At 41.4% G+C, this 17,009-nt stretch carries 14 protein-coding genes and 1 pseudogene; 3 read left to right on the top strand and 12 right to left on the bottom strand.

Going from position 1 to position 17,009, the window contains the following annotated elements:
* The first annotated feature begins 65 nt into the window (after positions 1-65).
* Positions 66-836 carry a serine/threonine protein kinase gene (locus M1D98_RS01235; RefSeq protein WP_268522039.1) on the top strand — a complete coding sequence of 257 codons (771 nt, stop codon included), beginning with the start codon at positions 66-68 and terminating at the stop codon, positions 834-836.
* On the opposite strand, the pseudogene M1D98_RS01230 reads toward M1D98_RS01235, so the two are convergent.
* The 4 genes and pseudogenes from M1D98_RS01230 to M1D98_RS01215 all read right to left on the bottom strand — a co-directional run bounded on the left by M1D98_RS01230 (position 821) and on the right by M1D98_RS01215 (position 3,774).
* A pseudogene (locus tag M1D98_RS01230) lies at positions 821-1,083 on the bottom strand (hypothetical protein). The gene M1D98_RS01235 and the pseudogene M1D98_RS01230 overlap by 16 nt on opposite strands.
* Positions 1,084-1,140: 57 nt before the next feature.
* Positions 1,141-2,127 carry a sensor histidine kinase gene (locus M1D98_RS01225; RefSeq protein WP_205600458.1) on the bottom strand — a complete coding sequence of 329 codons (987 nt, stop codon included), beginning with the start codon at positions 2,125-2,127 and terminating at the stop codon, positions 1,141-1,143.
* On the bottom strand, positions 2,124-2,795 hold the full coding sequence (locus M1D98_RS01220) for a response regulator transcription factor (RefSeq protein WP_456279914.1): 672 nt from the start codon (positions 2,793-2,795) through the stop codon (positions 2,124-2,126). The genes M1D98_RS01225 and M1D98_RS01220 overlap by 4 nt, the downstream gene beginning before the upstream one ends.
* Before the next feature lies 1 nt (position 2,796).
* Positions 2,797-3,774: an alpha/beta fold hydrolase gene (locus M1D98_RS01215; protein ID WP_435576911.1), complete on the bottom strand. Its 978-nt coding sequence runs from the start codon at positions 3,772-3,774 to the stop codon at positions 2,797-2,799.
* A 135-nt stretch (positions 3,775-3,909) separates the two neighbouring features.
* On the opposite strand from M1D98_RS01215, the gene M1D98_RS01210 reads away from it, so the two are divergent.
* Together M1D98_RS01210 and M1D98_RS01205 are read left to right on the top strand one after the other, a co-directional pair.
* Positions 3,910-4,740, top strand: a complete 831-nt coding sequence (locus M1D98_RS01210) for a MerR family transcriptional regulator (RefSeq protein ID WP_121641749.1) — start codon at positions 3,910-3,912, stop codon at positions 4,738-4,740.
* Positions 4,741-4,745: 5 nt separating this feature from the next.
* A complete protein-coding gene (locus M1D98_RS01205; RefSeq protein WP_010331463.1) occupies positions 4,746-5,750 on the top strand; it encodes a serine hydrolase domain-containing protein in 1,005 nt (334 codons plus the stop codon).
* Between the two features lie 391 nt (positions 5,751-6,141).
* Here M1D98_RS01205 and M1D98_RS01200 read toward each other — a convergent pair whose 3' ends face one another.
* From M1D98_RS01200 to glmS, 8 genes are all read right to left on the bottom strand, one after another.
* Positions 6,142-6,504: a DUF2294 domain-containing protein gene (locus M1D98_RS01200; RefSeq protein ID WP_010331464.1), complete on the bottom strand. Its 363-nt coding sequence runs from the start codon at positions 6,502-6,504 to the stop codon at positions 6,142-6,144.
* A gap of 58 nt (positions 6,505-6,562) precedes the next feature.
* A complete protein-coding gene (locus M1D98_RS01195) occupies positions 6,563-6,853 on the bottom strand; it encodes a DUF6407 family protein (RefSeq protein WP_010331465.1) in 291 nt (96 codons plus the stop codon).
* A gap of 57 nt (positions 6,854-6,910) precedes the next feature.
* Positions 6,911-7,435, bottom strand: a complete 525-nt coding sequence (locus M1D98_RS01190) for a carbonic anhydrase (RefSeq protein ID WP_121641748.1) — start codon at positions 7,433-7,435, stop codon at positions 6,911-6,913.
* Positions 7,436-7,509: 74 nt separating this feature from the next.
* A complete protein-coding gene (locus tag M1D98_RS01185; protein WP_268522060.1) occupies positions 7,510-10,116 on the bottom strand; it encodes a DUF2309 domain-containing protein in 2,607 nt (868 codons plus the stop codon).
* Positions 10,117-10,130: 14 nt separating this feature from the next.
* Positions 10,131-11,639 carry an NADH dehydrogenase subunit 5 gene (locus tag M1D98_RS01180; protein WP_456279913.1) on the bottom strand — a complete coding sequence of 503 codons (1,509 nt, stop codon included), beginning with the start codon at positions 11,637-11,639 and terminating at the stop codon, positions 10,131-10,133.
* A 772-nt stretch (positions 11,640-12,411) separates the two neighbouring features.
* Positions 12,412-13,182 carry an SDR family NAD(P)-dependent oxidoreductase gene (locus tag M1D98_RS01175; RefSeq protein ID WP_010331469.1) on the bottom strand — a complete coding sequence of 257 codons (771 nt, stop codon included), beginning with the start codon at positions 13,180-13,182 and terminating at the stop codon, positions 12,412-12,414.
* A gap of 194 nt (positions 13,183-13,376) precedes the next feature.
* Entirely contained in the window at positions 13,377-14,522 is a 1,146-nt protein-coding gene (locus M1D98_RS01170) for an NADH:flavin oxidoreductase (protein ID WP_456279912.1), read from the bottom strand.
* A gap of 449 nt (positions 14,523-14,971) precedes the next feature.
* Positions 14,972-16,774, bottom strand: a complete 1,803-nt coding sequence (gene glmS, locus M1D98_RS01165; RefSeq protein WP_456279911.1) for a glutamine--fructose-6-phosphate transaminase (isomerizing) — start codon at positions 16,772-16,774, stop codon at positions 14,972-14,974.
* Positions 16,775-17,009 lie beyond the last annotated feature (235 nt).

Genomic DNA, 17,009 nt, shown 5'->3' with positions numbered 1-17,009 from the left:
CGGCTCTTTTTTATTCTTAGCCTAAAAGGTAAACTATAGTCAGTACAACCAAGGGAAGTGCAGACATGGCATTAAAACAGCTGAAAAAACTGTTATTTGACCGCCCTCTAAAGGACGGCGTGATCCTGAACAACCAATACAAAATCGAAGAATGCCTCGGCATGGGCGGGTATGGCCTAGTTTATTTGTGCACCGATGTCCGTACGCAAACACCCTATGTCTTAAAACAGCTGCGGCAGACAAAAGCGATAAAGGAAAAAGAAAGAGCCCGGTTCCAGCAGGAAATGAAGCTGCTCAAAAGCATTCACCACCCGCACATTCCAGCCTTTATAGAAGATTTCATCATAGACGGACAGGCTTATTTTGTCATGCAGTTCATCGAGGGAGAAAATATAGAAGAGTTATTGTTTTTTCAAAAACAGCCGTTTACAGAGCTCATGGCTTTACAGCTGATTTCGCAGCTGCTTGAGATTGTAGAATACTTGCATGCGCGCCTGATTTTTCACAGTGACATCAGAACGCCTAATATCATCATCAATCAAGGCAAGCTCAGCCTCATCGATTTCGGCCTTGCAAAGCAATTGACTCCCGAAGAAACGGAGGAGGCACAGGTGAGAAAACAGGATGACTTCTTCGATCTAGGAGAAACGCTATTGTTCCTGCTGTACTCTCAATATAAAGGAAAAAAGAAGAAAAACGGCACTTGGCTGGAGGAACTAACGCTGACAAAAGAAGTAACCTTGCTGCTGAAAAAATTATTGGGCATTGATGAAGAGTACCTGCACACCGCTCTCATTCGCGAAGACCTAAACCGCGCCATTCAATCGGTCTCATAAAAAAACCCTTGTCCCAAGACGGAACAAGAACTTTTTTGAGATTAACTGCTGCTGTAGCTCCGGCGCTTGTAGCGATGACTGCCGCCATATCGATCGTAGTGTCTTCTTTTGCCTGAGCTGCTGCTGTAGCTGCGGTGATATCTGCGCCGGCTGCTGCTGTAATGCCGATGTCTGCGATAGCGATCACTCGAGCTGCTTGAGAGGCGCTTGATCGTTTTAATGATTTTTTTAAACATATGCTGATCACCCCTTTTCTTTCTCCTATTATATATAGTTAATAGGAGAAAGAAAAACTTCAGCGGGGTCACTCTTTTGAAAACAAGAATCCCGTTCCATTCTCATTTGTCTGCAGCACATAAGTCATCGCGAGCAGCCTGCATATATCCTCAATAATCTTTAACCCAAGCCCCTCACTGTTCTCATTCTGATCAAATCCAATACCATCATCGCGAATAGAAACAGTGCCATTTTCAATCATGACTTCCATTTTTTTAGCTTTTGAATGCTTTAACGTATTTTGAAAAATATTATCAAACAGCCTTTGCATCCATAACACGTTGCTCATCCATATCACATCTTGATCTGCCGGTTTAAAGCGCAATTCAATCCCATTCACACTATATAAATAATCCCACTTTTTCACCGCTGTTTCTAACAGCTCGTTAAGACGCACTTCTTCATTTACGATATAAGAACTTTCTAGCGTCTCGGCGGAATATAGATTGAATTCATTGGTTAATTCCGAGATATATTCGATTTGCTGATACAACGATTCGAATACGGCCTGATCATGATACTGGCCTTCCAAATAAAACAACTGCAGCCTGAGAGCTGTTAAAGGTGTGTTAATGTCATGACGCAGTTTTTGCAAAAGCTCCTTTTTGATTTCCTCCTGCTGTTTCAGTTCCAGTTCACGATATGTCGTCCGTTCAATTAACAAATTGACAGACTTGATCAGCTCCCCGATTTCATCAACGTGTTTCACTTCTATTTTATCCGGCACCTTTTGATCACTCGCCAGATGCCGAATGGTATGATGTAATAGATTGATTTTATGCAGCAGAGAATGAATTGACTTCGAAAATAAAAAAGCTAACAATAAGAGTGATAACAAAAATACAATGAGCATTGCCGGATACGCAAACGACCTATGAAAAGGTATACCGTGATTCATTGATTTAAACACGTTGTCATAAATGACAGACATCAAAATACTAACCGCCAGCAATAGCACCGGCACACTAATGACAGCCGTACATAATAACAACATATATTTTGTCTTTAACTTCATTTCCTCACAATGGTATTCAGCCGATACCCTTCTCCATATATATTTTCAATAATTTCACCCGCTTGATCGTTGATTTTGGCTCTGATTTTTTTAATGTGCACATTGACGATATTCGGGTTTCTGTCTTCGAGCTGCCACAGATATTCAAAGAAATGTTCCTTTGTCAGGGTGCTGTCCCTATTTTCATATAAGTAAAAGAAAATTTTCCGCTCAATCGCAGTAAACAACACCTCTTCATGCAGGCTTTCATTGAACACTTTTTTGGTTTCAGCATTAATATACAAGTGCTTGATTTGCGTAAAGGTTCCATAATGATGCTCAAGCATATTCTGCATCCTCAACAGCAGCTCTCTCGGATCAAAGGGCTTCAACATATAATCCTCGCCGATTTTCAACCCTTGGAGTTTGCTGTCCATGTCATTGCGGGCCGAAAGAAAAATGACCGGAATACGCAGTCCCAGCTTTTTGATTTTTGCAGACATTTGATACCCGTCTTCACCCGGCAGCATCACATCCATAATGACCAAATCCACCTTCTGTATGACCGAAAGCACTTCCGCTCCATCGGTTTTCCACATCACATGATAGCCCTCACGCTGCAAAATCTTTTGCAGCAGACCGCCAATCATCACATCGTCTTCCACGATTAAAATATGATAACCCTTCATCCTAGCGAACCTTTCTCATAAACTCCATGGAAAGTTTATATATTTGATCAGGCTGATATAAATAAATACTGTGTGTACCCCTCAGTTCCTTTATATCGGCTGTATTGAATTGAGCCGCGAATGCCTCATAATCTTTTCTGTTTTGTATGGCATATTTTGAGTTTCTATTTTGGTCAGAGACCGCATCTAACAATAAGACAGGAGTTTCTTTTGGGGCCGGCAGATTCACAGATTTGCTCCCGTTTTGGTAAGACTGTAAAAGCTCATGCTCCATATCAGCATTAAAAAATTGCTTAAGGTTAATGGCTTTATAGATTTCTTTTTCTTTATCGGTTAAAAACGACTGACGAATCACCTCAGGGTTATATACAGCGGAAGGCATAAATCGATGAAAACCAATCGACGTTAACAGATGGAATCCTCTCACTTTCAGTCTGTTGATCCCGCTCAACTTATACGTGACATACTGCTGAGGCAAGCCAATATCCATCGCAATAATGGCCTTGATTTCTTTAGGATATTTCTGTGCCCAATACATCGCCTCGATCCCGGATATGGAATGAGGCATTAAAATATAAGGAGGCTTATTCCCGCTTTTCATAAGCGCTTTCCTTGTCTGTTCCAGAACCGTATCAATATCTCTGTCATCGTTAGACACATCACTGTATCCATAACCTGCCCGATCAACAACAGCAATCTTATTTTCTTTTGAAAATTTGCTGTACAAACCTTTCATCTCATAAGCAGGCGCAGCAATCCCCGAGCCGGACATAAACACAAACGTATCATTCCCGCTTCCCTCTTCATACACATTCATCTTTTTCCCATCAACATCGACTACTGTGCCTTTACCTTTCAGCAGTGCCGCTTCCTTATTTAATTGATAGTGGTGATATATAAATACCGAGACGGATACAAGCAAAACCAAAGCAGCCAAGCAGCCAAAAACAATCTTTAGGACGTTCCATAATGTTTTCATATGATGCTCCTTTCACGTGATACGGAAAGGATACGATAAGAAAATAAATTTCTGATTAACTTTGGAAAGATTTTATTTTGACATTTGACTTTGCCCTTACGGAAAGGTGTACATTGAAAGCATGGAGGTGATCGCTTGCTGTCGATCGGTGAATTTTCAAAGATATGCAAAGTATCAACAAAAACACTTCGATACTACGATGAAATCGGATTACTTCACCCCGAAGACATTCATCCTGAAAGTGGATATCGATATTATTCTATCAAGCAGCTGAAAGAAATGCTCTTGATTAACCGTTTCAAGTCGTATCATTTTTCTCTGGAGGAAATTAAAACCATTCTCAATGCAGAAGAGGATCAGGCGGAAGAAATGCTTGGTTTAGCCCTTCAGCGAAAAAGACAAGAAGTTCACGCAAAAATAAGTGCATATGAATATACGCTTACAAAAATGAACCAAGATATTTTGCGTGCAGAGATGGGCAAATCAATGAGGTCATGGTTTGACGATATAGAAGTAGAGCTTTCCGATACCCAGACAAGGAACATCCTTTACATACGCCAAATGCTGAGCAGTGAAGACTACGCCTTAGGATATGAGAAGTATTTTAGCAGACTCTATGAAAGAATTGCCGTTGAAAAACTCACTCTACTAGCCACGCCCATGACAATTTATCACAGCCCTGAGTTCAACCCTGCCGGCAATGATACAGAGTTTGCGATTCCAATAGAGGAGACGGTAAAGGGAACAAGAGATTTGCCCGGTGGGCTTTGTGCAAAGTCTGTATTAAAGGGCCCCTATGCAGAATTGACCTCGATATACGCTAAGCTGAGAGAGTGGGTCGAAGATGAGGGCTATGAATTAGCCCAATCACCATATGAAGTGTATGTAACCGATCACCAGCAAGCCCCTGTGCCAGAGGATATTGTGACCGAAGTGTATTTTCCAATCAAGAAAAAAGAGAGGTAACTATCATGAAAAGAAACGACTGGCCAACTGCAGCCCCGGCAGCCTTGGGCATAGACGCTGAAAAACTGTCTGAGCTTGACCTAAAAATCAAATCCGAATACAGCAATATAAACGGTATGGTGGTTGTGAAAAATGGATACATCGCTTATGAGCGATATAATCATGGCTATGGCCCGAATGATACGCATCATGTAGCATCAGTAACCAAAAGTATTATATCGGCTCTCATTGGAATTGCGATACATGGAGGATATATCAAAAGTGTCGATCAAAACGTGCTCGACTTTTTCCCGGAATACGTCCCTGATCCTTATAATCAACAAAAACAAAACATCACCATACGCCACCTCCTCACAATGACAGCTCCCTATCCATTTGAAGACTGGCACGAACCGCTCGACAAAATGTGCGTACAGCCTGATTGGATCATCTATACACTCGATATGCTGGGCCAAGGAGGCACAATCGGCACTTTTAAATACTCCACCGCAGGTGCACACCTGCTGTCAGCCATCATCACCCGCACCACAGGCAAGAGCGCCCGCGAATTTGCTAACGAGCACTTATTTAAACCAATCGGCATGAAAGAAATTCCGCATTATGAAATGAAATCATTCGGCTTTGACGACCTTTTCGGAAAAGATGTGAAGGGATGGGTAAATGATCCGGACGGAAACTCAACCGGAGGATGGGGGCTTACGCTGACTCCGCGGGATATGGCTCGGTTTGGTTATCTTTATTTGAATCATGGTACTTGGGACAATCAACGCATTATTCCAAGATCATGGATTGACGAATCAACAAAGATGAACGCCAATCACTATGGTTATCTATGGTGGCTTCGTGATGAGGACAGTGTTTTTTCATACTCAGCTCTGGGTGATGGCGGGAATGTGATTTGCTGTGTTCCGGAGAATGACCTGGTTGTAGCGATCGCATCAGGGTTTATCATGAATCCACGTGACAGGTGGAAGTTAATTAAGGAATATGTAGTTTCTCGGACAAATTAGGAAAATAGACAGACGAGAACTTCAGATACGAGCCTTCTCCAAGAAGCAAGACATTGAGAAGGCTGTCGGTTTTATCGATTCTTTTCCACAACATCATGCTGCGATATTCAGTTCATTTTCTTCTTGATAAACAGATCATTTTCAACGACTGCCTAGAACTGATAAAAGCGCCAAAAGCAACGCTCATCCCCGGATTGGACCTCCACATTTAAAACTTCAACACTTCTCTTTCCACTAAAGGTAAACCTCAATATGTGGCTTGTATGCCTAGCAGCTTTCACCTTGATAACATGTTTACCAATTTCGCAGCCTCCCTCCAATTAAATAACCATATGAAAAACCCCTTTGGCTATTATAACCAAAGGGGTTAGAACCTTTCCATTTCTATATCTTAAAGACTTTTCTCTAGATCATTACATAATTTAAACACCATCACCCGTTCACCTGTCCGAGAGCTTAAATCAGTATGAAAGCTTTTCACTTCTTCTCCGGTTATCGTGAGGATAATATCCTTAAGGCCTTCTACCCCAGACTCAACTAACTCCGAACGAGTTTGTTTGATAGATAACAGCCCCTCTTTTGATTCACAAACTGCATATTCAGCCGGTGTTAAAATTCCTTTTAAATTAACAATGATCATGTCACGCAAGATATCAGTCTTAACAGATACAGACCCTCGCCCAAGATAATCCTTTTCCCATTGAGTAATGGACTTACTGATCTCTGATTCAAAAGAACCTTTCGATTTTTTCATATATAAAACCTCTCCTGAGCAACAAAAATTGCATATTCTATTTTGTGATTTCGTCTCATTAATATTCTCTTACAACATATCCTTCATATACATCTTCAATAACCAAATCAGTTTTTCCGTTCCTTGTGACCACTACCATTTTGGATAACATATTTTCTTCCATCATGGAGTGTATATGCAAAAATCGAATGCTTCCTAAATGGGTTTCCTCAACCTCTTCATAAGATTGCATATGATAATAATCAATTGCTTTTCTTATTATTTTTTTCATATCTTCCATATTTTCACGATCAAACGGACTCATTTCCTCTATTGTTTTGGTTACAAAATCAGTTACATTCGAGGCCATACGTTCTCCTTAAAACTGTTTTTTCATATATGAGTACTGAGAAGTTAACCCTTCCGTTTATCGTGACAAGCAATGATCAGGGTATACTTGATCTGTTTTGGTCACAGGAACATCCACAATTGAAGATGTTCCATCCTTTGGATTCACGATTAAACCTCTCACTTTCACATAGGACGGCACTAGTGGATGATTGCGAATGATTTCAACACTTTTTTCAATAGCGCCATTGCTATTTCCATCTAGCCATTCATCGACGGTACCGCCAAAAAATTCAGGCTTGCAATGTTGAAAAAGATAATCCAATGTTTGTATTTTATCTTTCATTATTTCAAGTTGAGTTCGTACATAGCCTGTGGAAGATTTCTTATCTTTTGTTCCTACAACAAAAATCTCTTCAACATCTTCCTGATAAATGGCAATGATAACAGACCTCATGATTTCTCCATAAGGATGTGAGATAGCGGCACCATAGCTTTGTAGAGTCAGCATATTTCCTGCTGAAGTGTTCGTCGCTTCTAGTAAAATAGGCTCTAAGCCGTTTTCAATGTCTGTCAAACATAATACTTTTTTATTTACATTCATACAGCACACCTCTTCTATATGTTTATCATTTTATATTGAGCACCAAATCTATCTGATCATTGTTTATATAAAAGTTACCAGTTTTCCCAATGCCCTTCTGGATCAACACTAGCCAGTCGAACCCATCCATTTTGAACTTTTTGCAGAAATACTGAGTCTTTATTTAATAATCGTTCTACATGTTCTCTAGGTGCTTGAATGACAATCAGCAAACGAAGAGGAGAATGATAAGCCTCATGATCTGATTGCATAACGGATTGCCAAGGCAGTCCGGCTAATAAGTCACTTGCATTCCCCTGCATAACGCCAAGACCTGCAGTAACGGTTTGAGTGGCTTTATTTCCGCTTCCATAATAATGAGGTGCTACCGTTGATGCGTAATATTGTAAATTAATCCATTGGGCCACAGTTCCAGGCCCTGCAATAATATTTGCTAGGAGTTCACCGCTTTCATCCTGCTTCCAATCATAATTATGAAGAAAGGCTCTTCCTTCCAAATCACAATCCTGAGTGAGTTCACGTTGGCCGATAATAAAAGAGGCATTACGAGCCAGTCCCCATTCGGGACGGATCTCACTCCAATCCTCCGCAAATCGGTTTGCCTCTGCCTTCGGGTTTTTAAGTCTTTCTTGGACATTCGGTAATTGGGCTAGACGTTCTGCATTTACACGATGTCTCACCGTCGGCATAATAGCTTCGATACGTTCAAATGCTTCTTGAGCAGCTTCAGAAAGCTCTGGCACATAAAGCCAATGTAATTCATCCACCGTTGTATGATGTTCAGCGGCGGCAAAAACCGTATCTTCAGGAATGATCATTCCTTCAGTTGCAAGAGCTTCTCTTACCTCAGGAAGATTACATAAAGCAGCTAAAACTCGCGCATTGAATCCACCGGCCGCTCCACCGCAGGCACCGCAGTCAAGAGCCGCGGCATAAGGATTATTCGCACTTTGACTGCCATGTCCGCATATCACGACCAATGGTGCGATATTCTCCGTTAACCCCATCATTTTTAAAGCTTGGCGAGCATAGGTCACTTTTTCTTCTTCAGAAAAACCAACAGGTATATCTGCCACTGTGTCATACTCATGATGTAGCGAGAGTGTTGTATCGGGTTTGCGCAACCAAGTCTCACGAAGATGACGAATGAAACGATCTGATCTGCTTGGCACAAAGCTGCGCGCTACCATTTGCAGACTAAGCCAAGGCCCGCTTAGCTCAGGCAGAAGTAAGCTCGTCAGTACATTCTGTTTCATCTTTTTAAATGTCTCGCTTACGGAATGAACTGCCTGCTTGCGTTGATTGTATTTTTCGAGTATATCTTCATCTGCGAACTCTTTTATTTGATGTTGCGGTTTTAGGATGACCGGCAAGGAGGCATGACTGTGTTTGCTGCCAAGTTCACAAGTTGCAATCGGCATCCCGAAGAAACCAGCCATACCAATCGTTTCAAACGGACCTTCTTTTTCAAGGTGGCGGCGAAAAGGTTCTGATCGGACATCGATGCAGAATGCCAATTGAGCCAATGCAGATTTTTCATCCTTGGTTTTACGTTGTTTCGAGATGATCTTCTGGCTTAATCGATCTGTGTGTGTGTGTTCCCAAGCTTCTAGCCAAAGTTTCTTGCGAAGTTTCTCATCAAAACGATAGGCAAATGATACATATTCGTTTTGTACTGCGTCCGACATCTGAGACCATTCCTCTAATGTAAGGCCTCCCCAATGAATCCAAGCTGCTAAAAGGGGAGCAATCGACATTTGTTTTTGCTCATGAGCCAAAGGCAAATATGGCTGTATAAGGGCCCACTCCATGGATATTCGAACCGCTAAATATTCTGTTAGGAGTGCATGTTCATGGCTCGATTGTTGGGAGCGCCAAAGCATCATTCCTGCCCATCCAGGCAAGGAAAGCAAATGGCCTTCAAGATAAGTCTGGATGTCTGCTTCCGGAACTTCTAGTGCAAATAACGCTTCCTGTAAAGCCAAATGTGCCTCTTGCGGCAAACCTTTCAACCTCTCACGCTGCTTTTTACTAAGTGCTGGATCATATTGAATGAGATGCTGCCAAGCACGATAGAAACCTTCCTCACGATTAGGCATTTTCCAACCTGCTTGAGAATCATCGAGATATAATTTACACCACTTAATGACATGATGATCTAGTATATTGACTAACCTTTCACCTTCTTGATTCTCTATATTTGAACTGATTGGCTGCATAAAAACATTCTCGATACGATTCAGTTCACTACATGTATGTTCCAATTCCTTCAGCTTGTGTGATGATAAAAGATCGGATGGCAGCGGGTCTAATGTTAATCCAGCTCGACAAAATCGTTCTGCCACGTCCCGCGGGATGTTAAAGGATTGTGAATCAAGCCAACGCTGCAGCCCCATTTCCACAAAATCTTCATCAATCTCACCTTTATTCTTTGCTGAACGGATCATAGATGCACTTGGGTATATATCAACATCGCGAGTATTTTTCAACCACCTTGCAATCTGATCAAAAGATTGGTTTTCTAGACCCATCCAAGGATTACGTGCAGCAAAGGTAGAAATAGGCCAAAGCGGCGCAATCACTCGGCTGGCGGATTCAATGAAAACGCGAATATCTTTTTCTTGAACATCAAGATCGATTTCTTTTACATTTTCTTTCGTTAATACGGATGTAATGCCCATCATTGATGACCTCCTTATGATAAATATTGTTTAAGGTAGTCTGGATGACTCTCTACTGTCTTTGGTTTTGCTTCACCTAATCGTACTAACCAAAGGTAGACAACTGCGGAGAAAACTGAAGAACGATGACGGGCAATCCACGTACCCATAACACTGCCGAATAGTAAGAGAGATACGACAATGATGACAGCTGACATTGGAGGCTGAACACTTTGAAAAGCAATTGTATGCAACCACTCATAGAAGAGATGATGAATGATAAAATATACGAGAGCTGCTCCTCCTAAACATGTTAAACCTACAATTCGGCCAAGTCTCCCCTCTCCAAAAGCTACGAGCTGAGTCCAAGAAACGGACAATGACCACCCCAAGATTAGCGCACTAATGAATCGATACCCCTCACCAGGAGCCGTGAGCCAAAAAGAAACACCTATAACTAAGGATAAAATCCAGCCAGCTATGATCCATAGATAGGATGTTCCTTCATGAGCACGACTTGATATTTTATGAGACCGTACTGCTGAACCAGCTTGTAAAAACAACGTAGCTTTGAATAAACCATGTAAAATAAGATGAATAATGGCTGCGATATAGGCGCCTAATGCACACTGAATGAGCATAAACCCCATTTGACCAATCGTGGAGCCTACTAACTGGCGTTTATAGTCAACCTGAACCAAACTAATACCAGTTCCAATCAACACAGAGATGCCCGCAATCAAAAGTAAAATAATCGAAGCTATACCTCCATTAAATAGAGGTGAAAATCGGGCTAGTATAATCCCGCCTGCATTGACTAAACCAGCGTGCATAATCGCAGAAACAGGAGTTGGAGCAACAATAGACTCAATTAACCATCTTTGGAATGGCCATTGAGCCGCAGGAATGATCACTGCTAATACAATCAATAATTGAATCCCTGTTCTCTCCCATACCTCCAGCTGAGCTAAGCTATCATGTGTTAAAGCCAATGATAGCTGCCATTGGCCTGTAACTTGAAAAAGCCAGATCATCGCGACAAACAACGAAAACCAACTTAACAAAAATAATCGGCCAGAAACCTTGGCCGCTTCACCAGCCACTTGCCAAGCACTGTTTAACCGTATAAGCAAGGTTAAACCGACAAGAGTTGCTCCCCAACATATAACCATCAAGCGAAGATCACCACTTAACCATGCAATCGAAGCAGCACCTGTCGTGAAAGTGAAAAGCGGAAAATATTTTCGATAAGATCGATCCCCCATTAAGTAACGTACAGAAAAACGCTGAATGATTAGACCAATTGCCAAAACAAAGAATGCCATTAACCAAGCTAAGGAATCTAAGTGCCAAGGGCCAAGAGTTCCACCCACACTGCGATTGGCAAGAATCACTAAGGAAACCAACGGCGGCAAAGCCAAGATACCAATATGAATGCGAACATAACTCAAAGGTACGCGTGGATGTAAAAACACTAGTCCACTTATCCCAGAAGCAATAAGCATCATAAAAAATAATGTTAATAATGATGACGAAACGAACATTTCTAACTTCTCCCTTTTTAAATGTTGATATTGTTCAAAAGACCTTTATATCAGATCATATTTTTCTATCATGTATTACAACTTTTATTATTCTCTATTTTTTCCCAATAAAAAAACCGACAACTTCAAGATTCAATGATGATGTTAGTCATTGAATCTTGAAAATTGTCGGCTTCACTTCAACTAACTTCAGCCGAAGTTTTTTGAAGAGCTACCTTATTATTGGTCATTTTCTATATGCTATGTTTTCATTTCCTCTAAAGGAATTATCGTTACGATTTTAATGTAGTTCGTTGATTATAGATTAAATCGATTAATGTTATTCTTCCCTTTTTATATTAGAATACTTTTTCATCCCGTCAAGATTAAAAGTTAATATTAAAAGAATGCTAAAGACCTAATGATCCAAAAGGGCAAAAATAAACATCTATACCGATTAATTTAGTTATGTATAAGATATGATAAAATTGAAACATTGTCAACACAAACTCATACTCTTATTAATTGATGATTGGAACAGGAAAGAAGGTTTACATCCTCTTTCCCTTTGGAATGATATCCTGAGTTTTTAACTAAAGCTTGTCTTAATTTTTTAGAAACCCAAGAAAAAATATATACATAACCGACCGGTCAAATAATGTATACAGTTCCTGCTTATAGCCTTTTTGATACACAATTATTTCGATAACAGCTAGTCCAACCGATAGATAGAATTCTCGTGTATAAGCATTCACTTCGCTATAATAAAAACACGCCTAGCCATTCTTTGGTGTTAAAACGCATAATTAGTTACTCCACCGTCAATAAAAAGATTTTGACCAGTAATATAACTTGCATGATCAGAACAAAACATGACAACAGGAGCAATAACTTCTTCTAATTGACCAAGGCGTTTCATCGGTGTCCTGCTTTCTAATAGACTTCGGAATTCCTCGTTTTCTAACGCTTTTGCATTTAATGATGTTTTAAAAAACCAAGGGCTTATCGCATTAACCGTAATTCCTTGTGTTGCCCACTCATTTGCCATTTGGCGAGTTAATTGAACGACACCTGCTTTGCTTGGTCCGTATGGTGTTCCCGATGATAACGTCAATGTAGATGCCACTGAGGCTACATTTATGACTCTTCCTGAATTTTGTTTCATCATATATCTTCCAACGGCTTTGGACATCAAGAAAACTGACTTAAAGTTAACGTCCATGACTTTATCCCAGTTTTCTTCTGATAAATCAAATGTTGTTTCACGGACACTAATCCCCGCATTATTAACTAAAATATCAAGATGTCCAAAATGCTCATACGCCGTGCTCACGGTATCATTCACAGCCTCTGCATCAGTAACATCACAAACCAATGCTAGTGTTTTACGACCTGTGTTTTTAGATATTTCATTTGCCGCATTATTCACTTCTTCTTCTGTTCGAGCAACTAGGACAACATCTGCTCCAGCGTTAGCCAAACCTTCAGCAAGTGTTCTTCCAATACCTCTCCCAGCTCCTGTAATGATGGCTGCTTTGCCACTTAAGTCAAACATTTCGTTCATCTTATTCTCCTCTCCCTTATTTTTTTCTTTTTATGCGCCTTCACTCATTCTTACCCATTAACTCAGAAATTAAAGAATCTCGACTGATTATCTGTCCCAACTGCAAAGGCTCTTTCTTTTAAAATCGCCTGATTTTCATCATATCTTGTTCGAAGCGGATCGGAAGGATATTAAATAAAGCCGATGTCTATCGTTTATTCGAATTCTTCTGTTTCAAATTCTTTAATTTTAGCATTCGGGCTTAATACTTTCTCAGGCTGGAACTCTGCTAAACGCTCCCCGTTTTTCACTTTTTCTACCCAGTCATGGTTCGCAAGAGCACCTTTACCTAAAGTAATTACATCCGCCTCCCCTTTTTCAATAATTTCTCTAGCCTTGGCAGGATCCTCAAGATGACCATTGGCAATTACGGGCAAGTTACTATATGTTTTTGCTAAACGAGCCATTGAGGACCCACCATCACCAAAAGCTGAGTCGGTTGCAGTCGTCCCTTCCCCTTCCGGAAATGCTGGTTGCCATGCTTCATATTCCGTGACATGGATAAAATCGAGACCAGCTTGGCCTAACTGACCAAAGATTATTTCAGCATCCTTATCTTTACCCTGCCATTTGTGTGTGTAGTCATTCACTTTCCCTTGTGAAATTCGGATCCCAACGGTGAAATCCTGTCCAACAGCTTCCCGAACAGCTTTTGAGACTTCCACCAGTAAACGCACACGATTTTCAGCAGAACCGCCATATTCATCTGTACGATGATTGGTGTAATCTGTTAGGAATTGATCTAATAAATAACCATTCGCTCCATGAATTTCAACCCCATCAAAACCAGCTGTTTTGGCTTTTTTAGCCGCATTGACAAACCCCTTGATCACTTCTGTTATGTCTTCTTTTGTCACTTCTCTTGGTATCGAGAATGGCCCTTTACCTCCATAAAACTCCATCTGTTCTCCTTTTGGCTGAACAGAAGAAGGCGCAATCGTTTCATTCACAAAACGATTTCCTTGTGACAGTGCCCCTGCGTGCATGAGCTGCGCAAATATTCTAGCTCCAGCTCGGTGAACGGAATCCACCACTTTCTTCCATGCCTTTATTTGTTCTTCGTAGACAATACCAGGCTGATTCAAATATCCTTGACTATACTGATCATCCGGATAAATTCCTTCTGTAATAATCAGCCCAAACCCACCACGGGCAAATGATGTATAATACGAAACCATTTGTTCGGTTACATACCCATCCGGCGTGGCGCTCGTACGTGTCATTGGGGCTACGCCTACCCGATTGTCTATTGATGTACTACCTAAAGTCACTTTTTCAAACAACAAGTCTTTATTACTCATAAGTCAAACTCCTTCTTCGTTAAATCATTTAGTATCGGTCATTAACGCAAGTTAGCCTCCCATTACTATTCGTTGTTTTTGTTTATTTGATTCATCTTTTAAGAATGTTCTAGCGTTTCTTCTGTATTCGTATCGATAAAATGTCTAAAATAGCAGCGGTTTTTGTTTTTTTATTGTTTGTATCTTGCTTAAACTTGGTAGGTCGACCTTAATTACTTTAGGGGAATGTAGACTCCGACAAAGTTACAGAGAGGGAGGAGAAATGCCAACGGAACCATTTACTGTACATTCATAGCTTCTTCGTTTTCCGTATTGTTATATAATTTTCTTCAAAGGAACCATCTTTTTAGCAATGGAAAAGTAGCTATACAATTAAGTAAAAGCTCAAAACAGTTCATTCTAGCAGAAAAAACCCCTTTGGGCTTATAACCAAAGGGGTTAAACATTTATTACTCCACAGTAACACTCTTCGCAAGGTTACGAGGCTTATCAACATCACAGCCGCGATGCAGTGCAGCATAGTAAGCGATCAGCTGCAGTGGAACAACAGAAACCAACGGAGCAAGCGCTGGGTTTACTTCCGGCAGTACGAATCTGTCATCCGCATCGTCTAGGCCTTTCAGTGAGATGATGCATGTGTTTGCTCCGCGAGCGGCAACTTCTTTGACGTTTCCGCGGATACTTAGGTTTACGTGCTCTTGTGTTGCCAGTGCGATTACTGGTGTACCTTGCTCGATCAAGGCAATCGTCCCGTGCTTCAGCTCTCCGCCGGCAAAGCCTTCTGCCTGGATGTAAGAAATCTCTTTCAGCTTCAGTGAGCCTTCAACACATACGAAGTAGTCAAGGCCGCGTCCAATGAAGAAAGCGTTTCTGGATACAGTCAGGTATTCACAGGCGATCATTTCCATTTCGTCTTTCTGGTCGCAAAGGGCTTCCATTGCATTCGCCGCGATACCGAGTTCTTGAACGAGGTCAAATCCGATATCAATGCCGTTTTTCTCAGCAGCTACAGATGCCAGAACCGCAAGAACTGCGATTTGTGCAGTGTATGCTTTCGTTGACGCAACAGCGATTTCAGGGCCCGCATGAAGCAGCAATGTGTAATCAGCTTCACGAGAAAGCGTTGATCCCGGTACGTTTGTGATTGTCAGCGCTTTGTGCCCGAGCGCTTTGACTTGGACAAGAACCGCGCGGCTGTCTGCTGTTTCTCCGCTTTGAGAAAGGAAAATAAAGAGCGGTTTCTTAGACAGAAGCGGCATGTTGTAAGAGAATTCACTCGCTACATGCACTTCAACCGGCACGTTTGCCCACATTTCAATATATTGTTTACCGACAAGTCCTGCATGGTAGCTTGTTCCGCAGCCAATGATATAGATGCGGTCCGCTTCCGCTACCGCGGCAGCGATATCGCCAGGCACTGACAGTTTGCCGTTTTCATCTTGGTACGTTTGGATGATTTTGCGCATGACAACAGGCTGCTCATCCGTTTCTTTCAACATGTAGTGAGGGTACGTGCCTTTTTCGATATCACTGGCATCCAGCTCAGCGATATAAGAAGCACGTGTAATGACGTCACCATCAAGATTCTTGATGACAACTTGATCATCAGTGACGATGACCATTTCTTTATCCATCAGCTCTACGTATTCATTGGTTACTTGAAGCATCGCCATCGCATCAGATGCTACAACGTTGAATGTATCTCCAAGACCGACTAATAGAGGGCTTTTGTTTTTCGCTACAAAAATCGTTTCTCTGTTTTCGTTGTCGAATAAAGCAATTGCATAAGAGCCTTTTAACAGTGTAAGTGTTTTGCGGAACGCTTCTTCTGTTTCAAGTCCTCCGTTTACAAATTGCTCGATTACTTGAACAACTACCTCTGTATCGGTGTCACTTTTGAGCTCAACATCTTGCAAATACTCTTGTTTCAGCTGAACATAGTTCTCGATCACGCCGTTATGAACAAGTGTAAAGCGGCCCAGTGCGCTTTGATGCGGGTGAGCGTTCAGATAGCTTGGTTCGCCGTGCGTTGCCCAGCGAGTATGGCCAATTCCAGCTTTCGCTTCTGCATTGGCATCCACAACTTCACGAAGATCAGCAATGCGTCCTTTTTCTTTGAACACATGGACTCCCTGTTCGTTGGCAACAGCGATACCCGCAGAGTCATATCCGCGGTACTCAAGCTTTTCTAACCCTTTCAACAAAATTTCCTTCGCATCAAGCTGACCGATATAACCTACGATTCCACACATATTTTTCTTCCTCCTAAGATTGTAAAAGGAGACGAAGAAAGTCAAATTTCAAGGGGACTTTCAATCGTCCCCTCCTACATGTTTTTGGAAGATCATGTAATTTCTCTTTGTTCAAGGAGTCACCCCCTTGGTTTGAAGAAATCCTTACGGCTGTGATCTGCATAGTCAGCCGGGAGGCATCCGCCGAAAATTCGATAACCTCCATCCTCGTCAACTAAGCCTTTTTTCGGGCGCT

The organism is Bacillus sp. K7 (genome assembly GCF_053903245.1).
Note: the sequence above shows the minus strand (reverse complement) of the source record. Positions and strands in the feature narration are given on the sequence as shown.

What these genes read in the sequence shown, in the direction of transcription:
- M1D98_RS01195 (WP_010331465.1), bottom strand. Translation starts at nt 6,853, where the DNA reads ATGGCCTCGAATGTAACTGATTTTGTAACCAAAACAATAGAGGAAATG.
- M1D98_RS01170 (WP_456279912.1), bottom strand. Translation starts at nt 14,522, where the DNA reads ATGAGTAATAAAGACTTGTTGTTTGAAAAAGTGACTTTAGGTAGTACA.
- M1D98_RS01235 (WP_268522039.1), top strand. Translation starts at nt 66, where the DNA reads ATGGCATTAAAACAGCTGAAAAAACTGTTATTTGACCGCCCTCTAAAG.
- M1D98_RS01200 (WP_010331464.1), bottom strand. Translation starts at nt 6,504, where the DNA reads ATGAAAAAATCGAAAGGTTCTTTTGAATCAGAGATCAGTAAGTCCATT.
- M1D98_RS01220 (WP_456279914.1), bottom strand. Translation starts at nt 2,795, where the DNA reads ATGAAGGGTTATCATATTTTAATCGTGGAAGACGATGTGATGATTGGC.
- M1D98_RS01190 (WP_121641748.1), bottom strand. Translation starts at nt 7,435, where the DNA reads ATGAATGTAAATAAAAAAGTATTATGTTTGACAGACATTGAAAACGGC.
- M1D98_RS01215 (WP_435576911.1), bottom strand. Translation starts at nt 3,774, where the DNA reads ATGAAAACATTATGGAACGTCCTAAAGATTGTTTTTGGCTGCTTGGCT.
- M1D98_RS01185 (WP_268522060.1), bottom strand. Translation starts at nt 10,116, where the DNA reads ATGGGCATTACATCCGTATTAACGAAAGAAAATGTAAAAGAAATCGAT.
- M1D98_RS01175 (WP_010331469.1), bottom strand. Translation starts at nt 13,182, where the DNA reads ATGAACGAAATGTTTGACTTAAGTGGCAAAGCAGCCATCATTACAGGA.
- M1D98_RS01225 (WP_205600458.1), bottom strand. Translation starts at nt 2,127, where the DNA reads ATGAAGTTAAAGACAAAATATATGTTGTTATTATGTACGGCTGTCATT.
- glmS (WP_456279911.1), bottom strand. Translation starts at nt 16,774, where the DNA reads ATGTGTGGAATCGTAGGTTATATCGGTCAGCTTGATGCGAAGGAAATT.
- M1D98_RS01180 (WP_456279913.1), bottom strand. Translation starts at nt 11,639, where the DNA reads ATGTTCGTTTCGTCATCATTATTAACATTATTTTTTATGATGCTTATT.
- M1D98_RS01205 (WP_010331463.1), top strand. Translation starts at nt 4,746, where the DNA reads ATGAAAAGAAACGACTGGCCAACTGCAGCCCCGGCAGCCTTGGGCATA.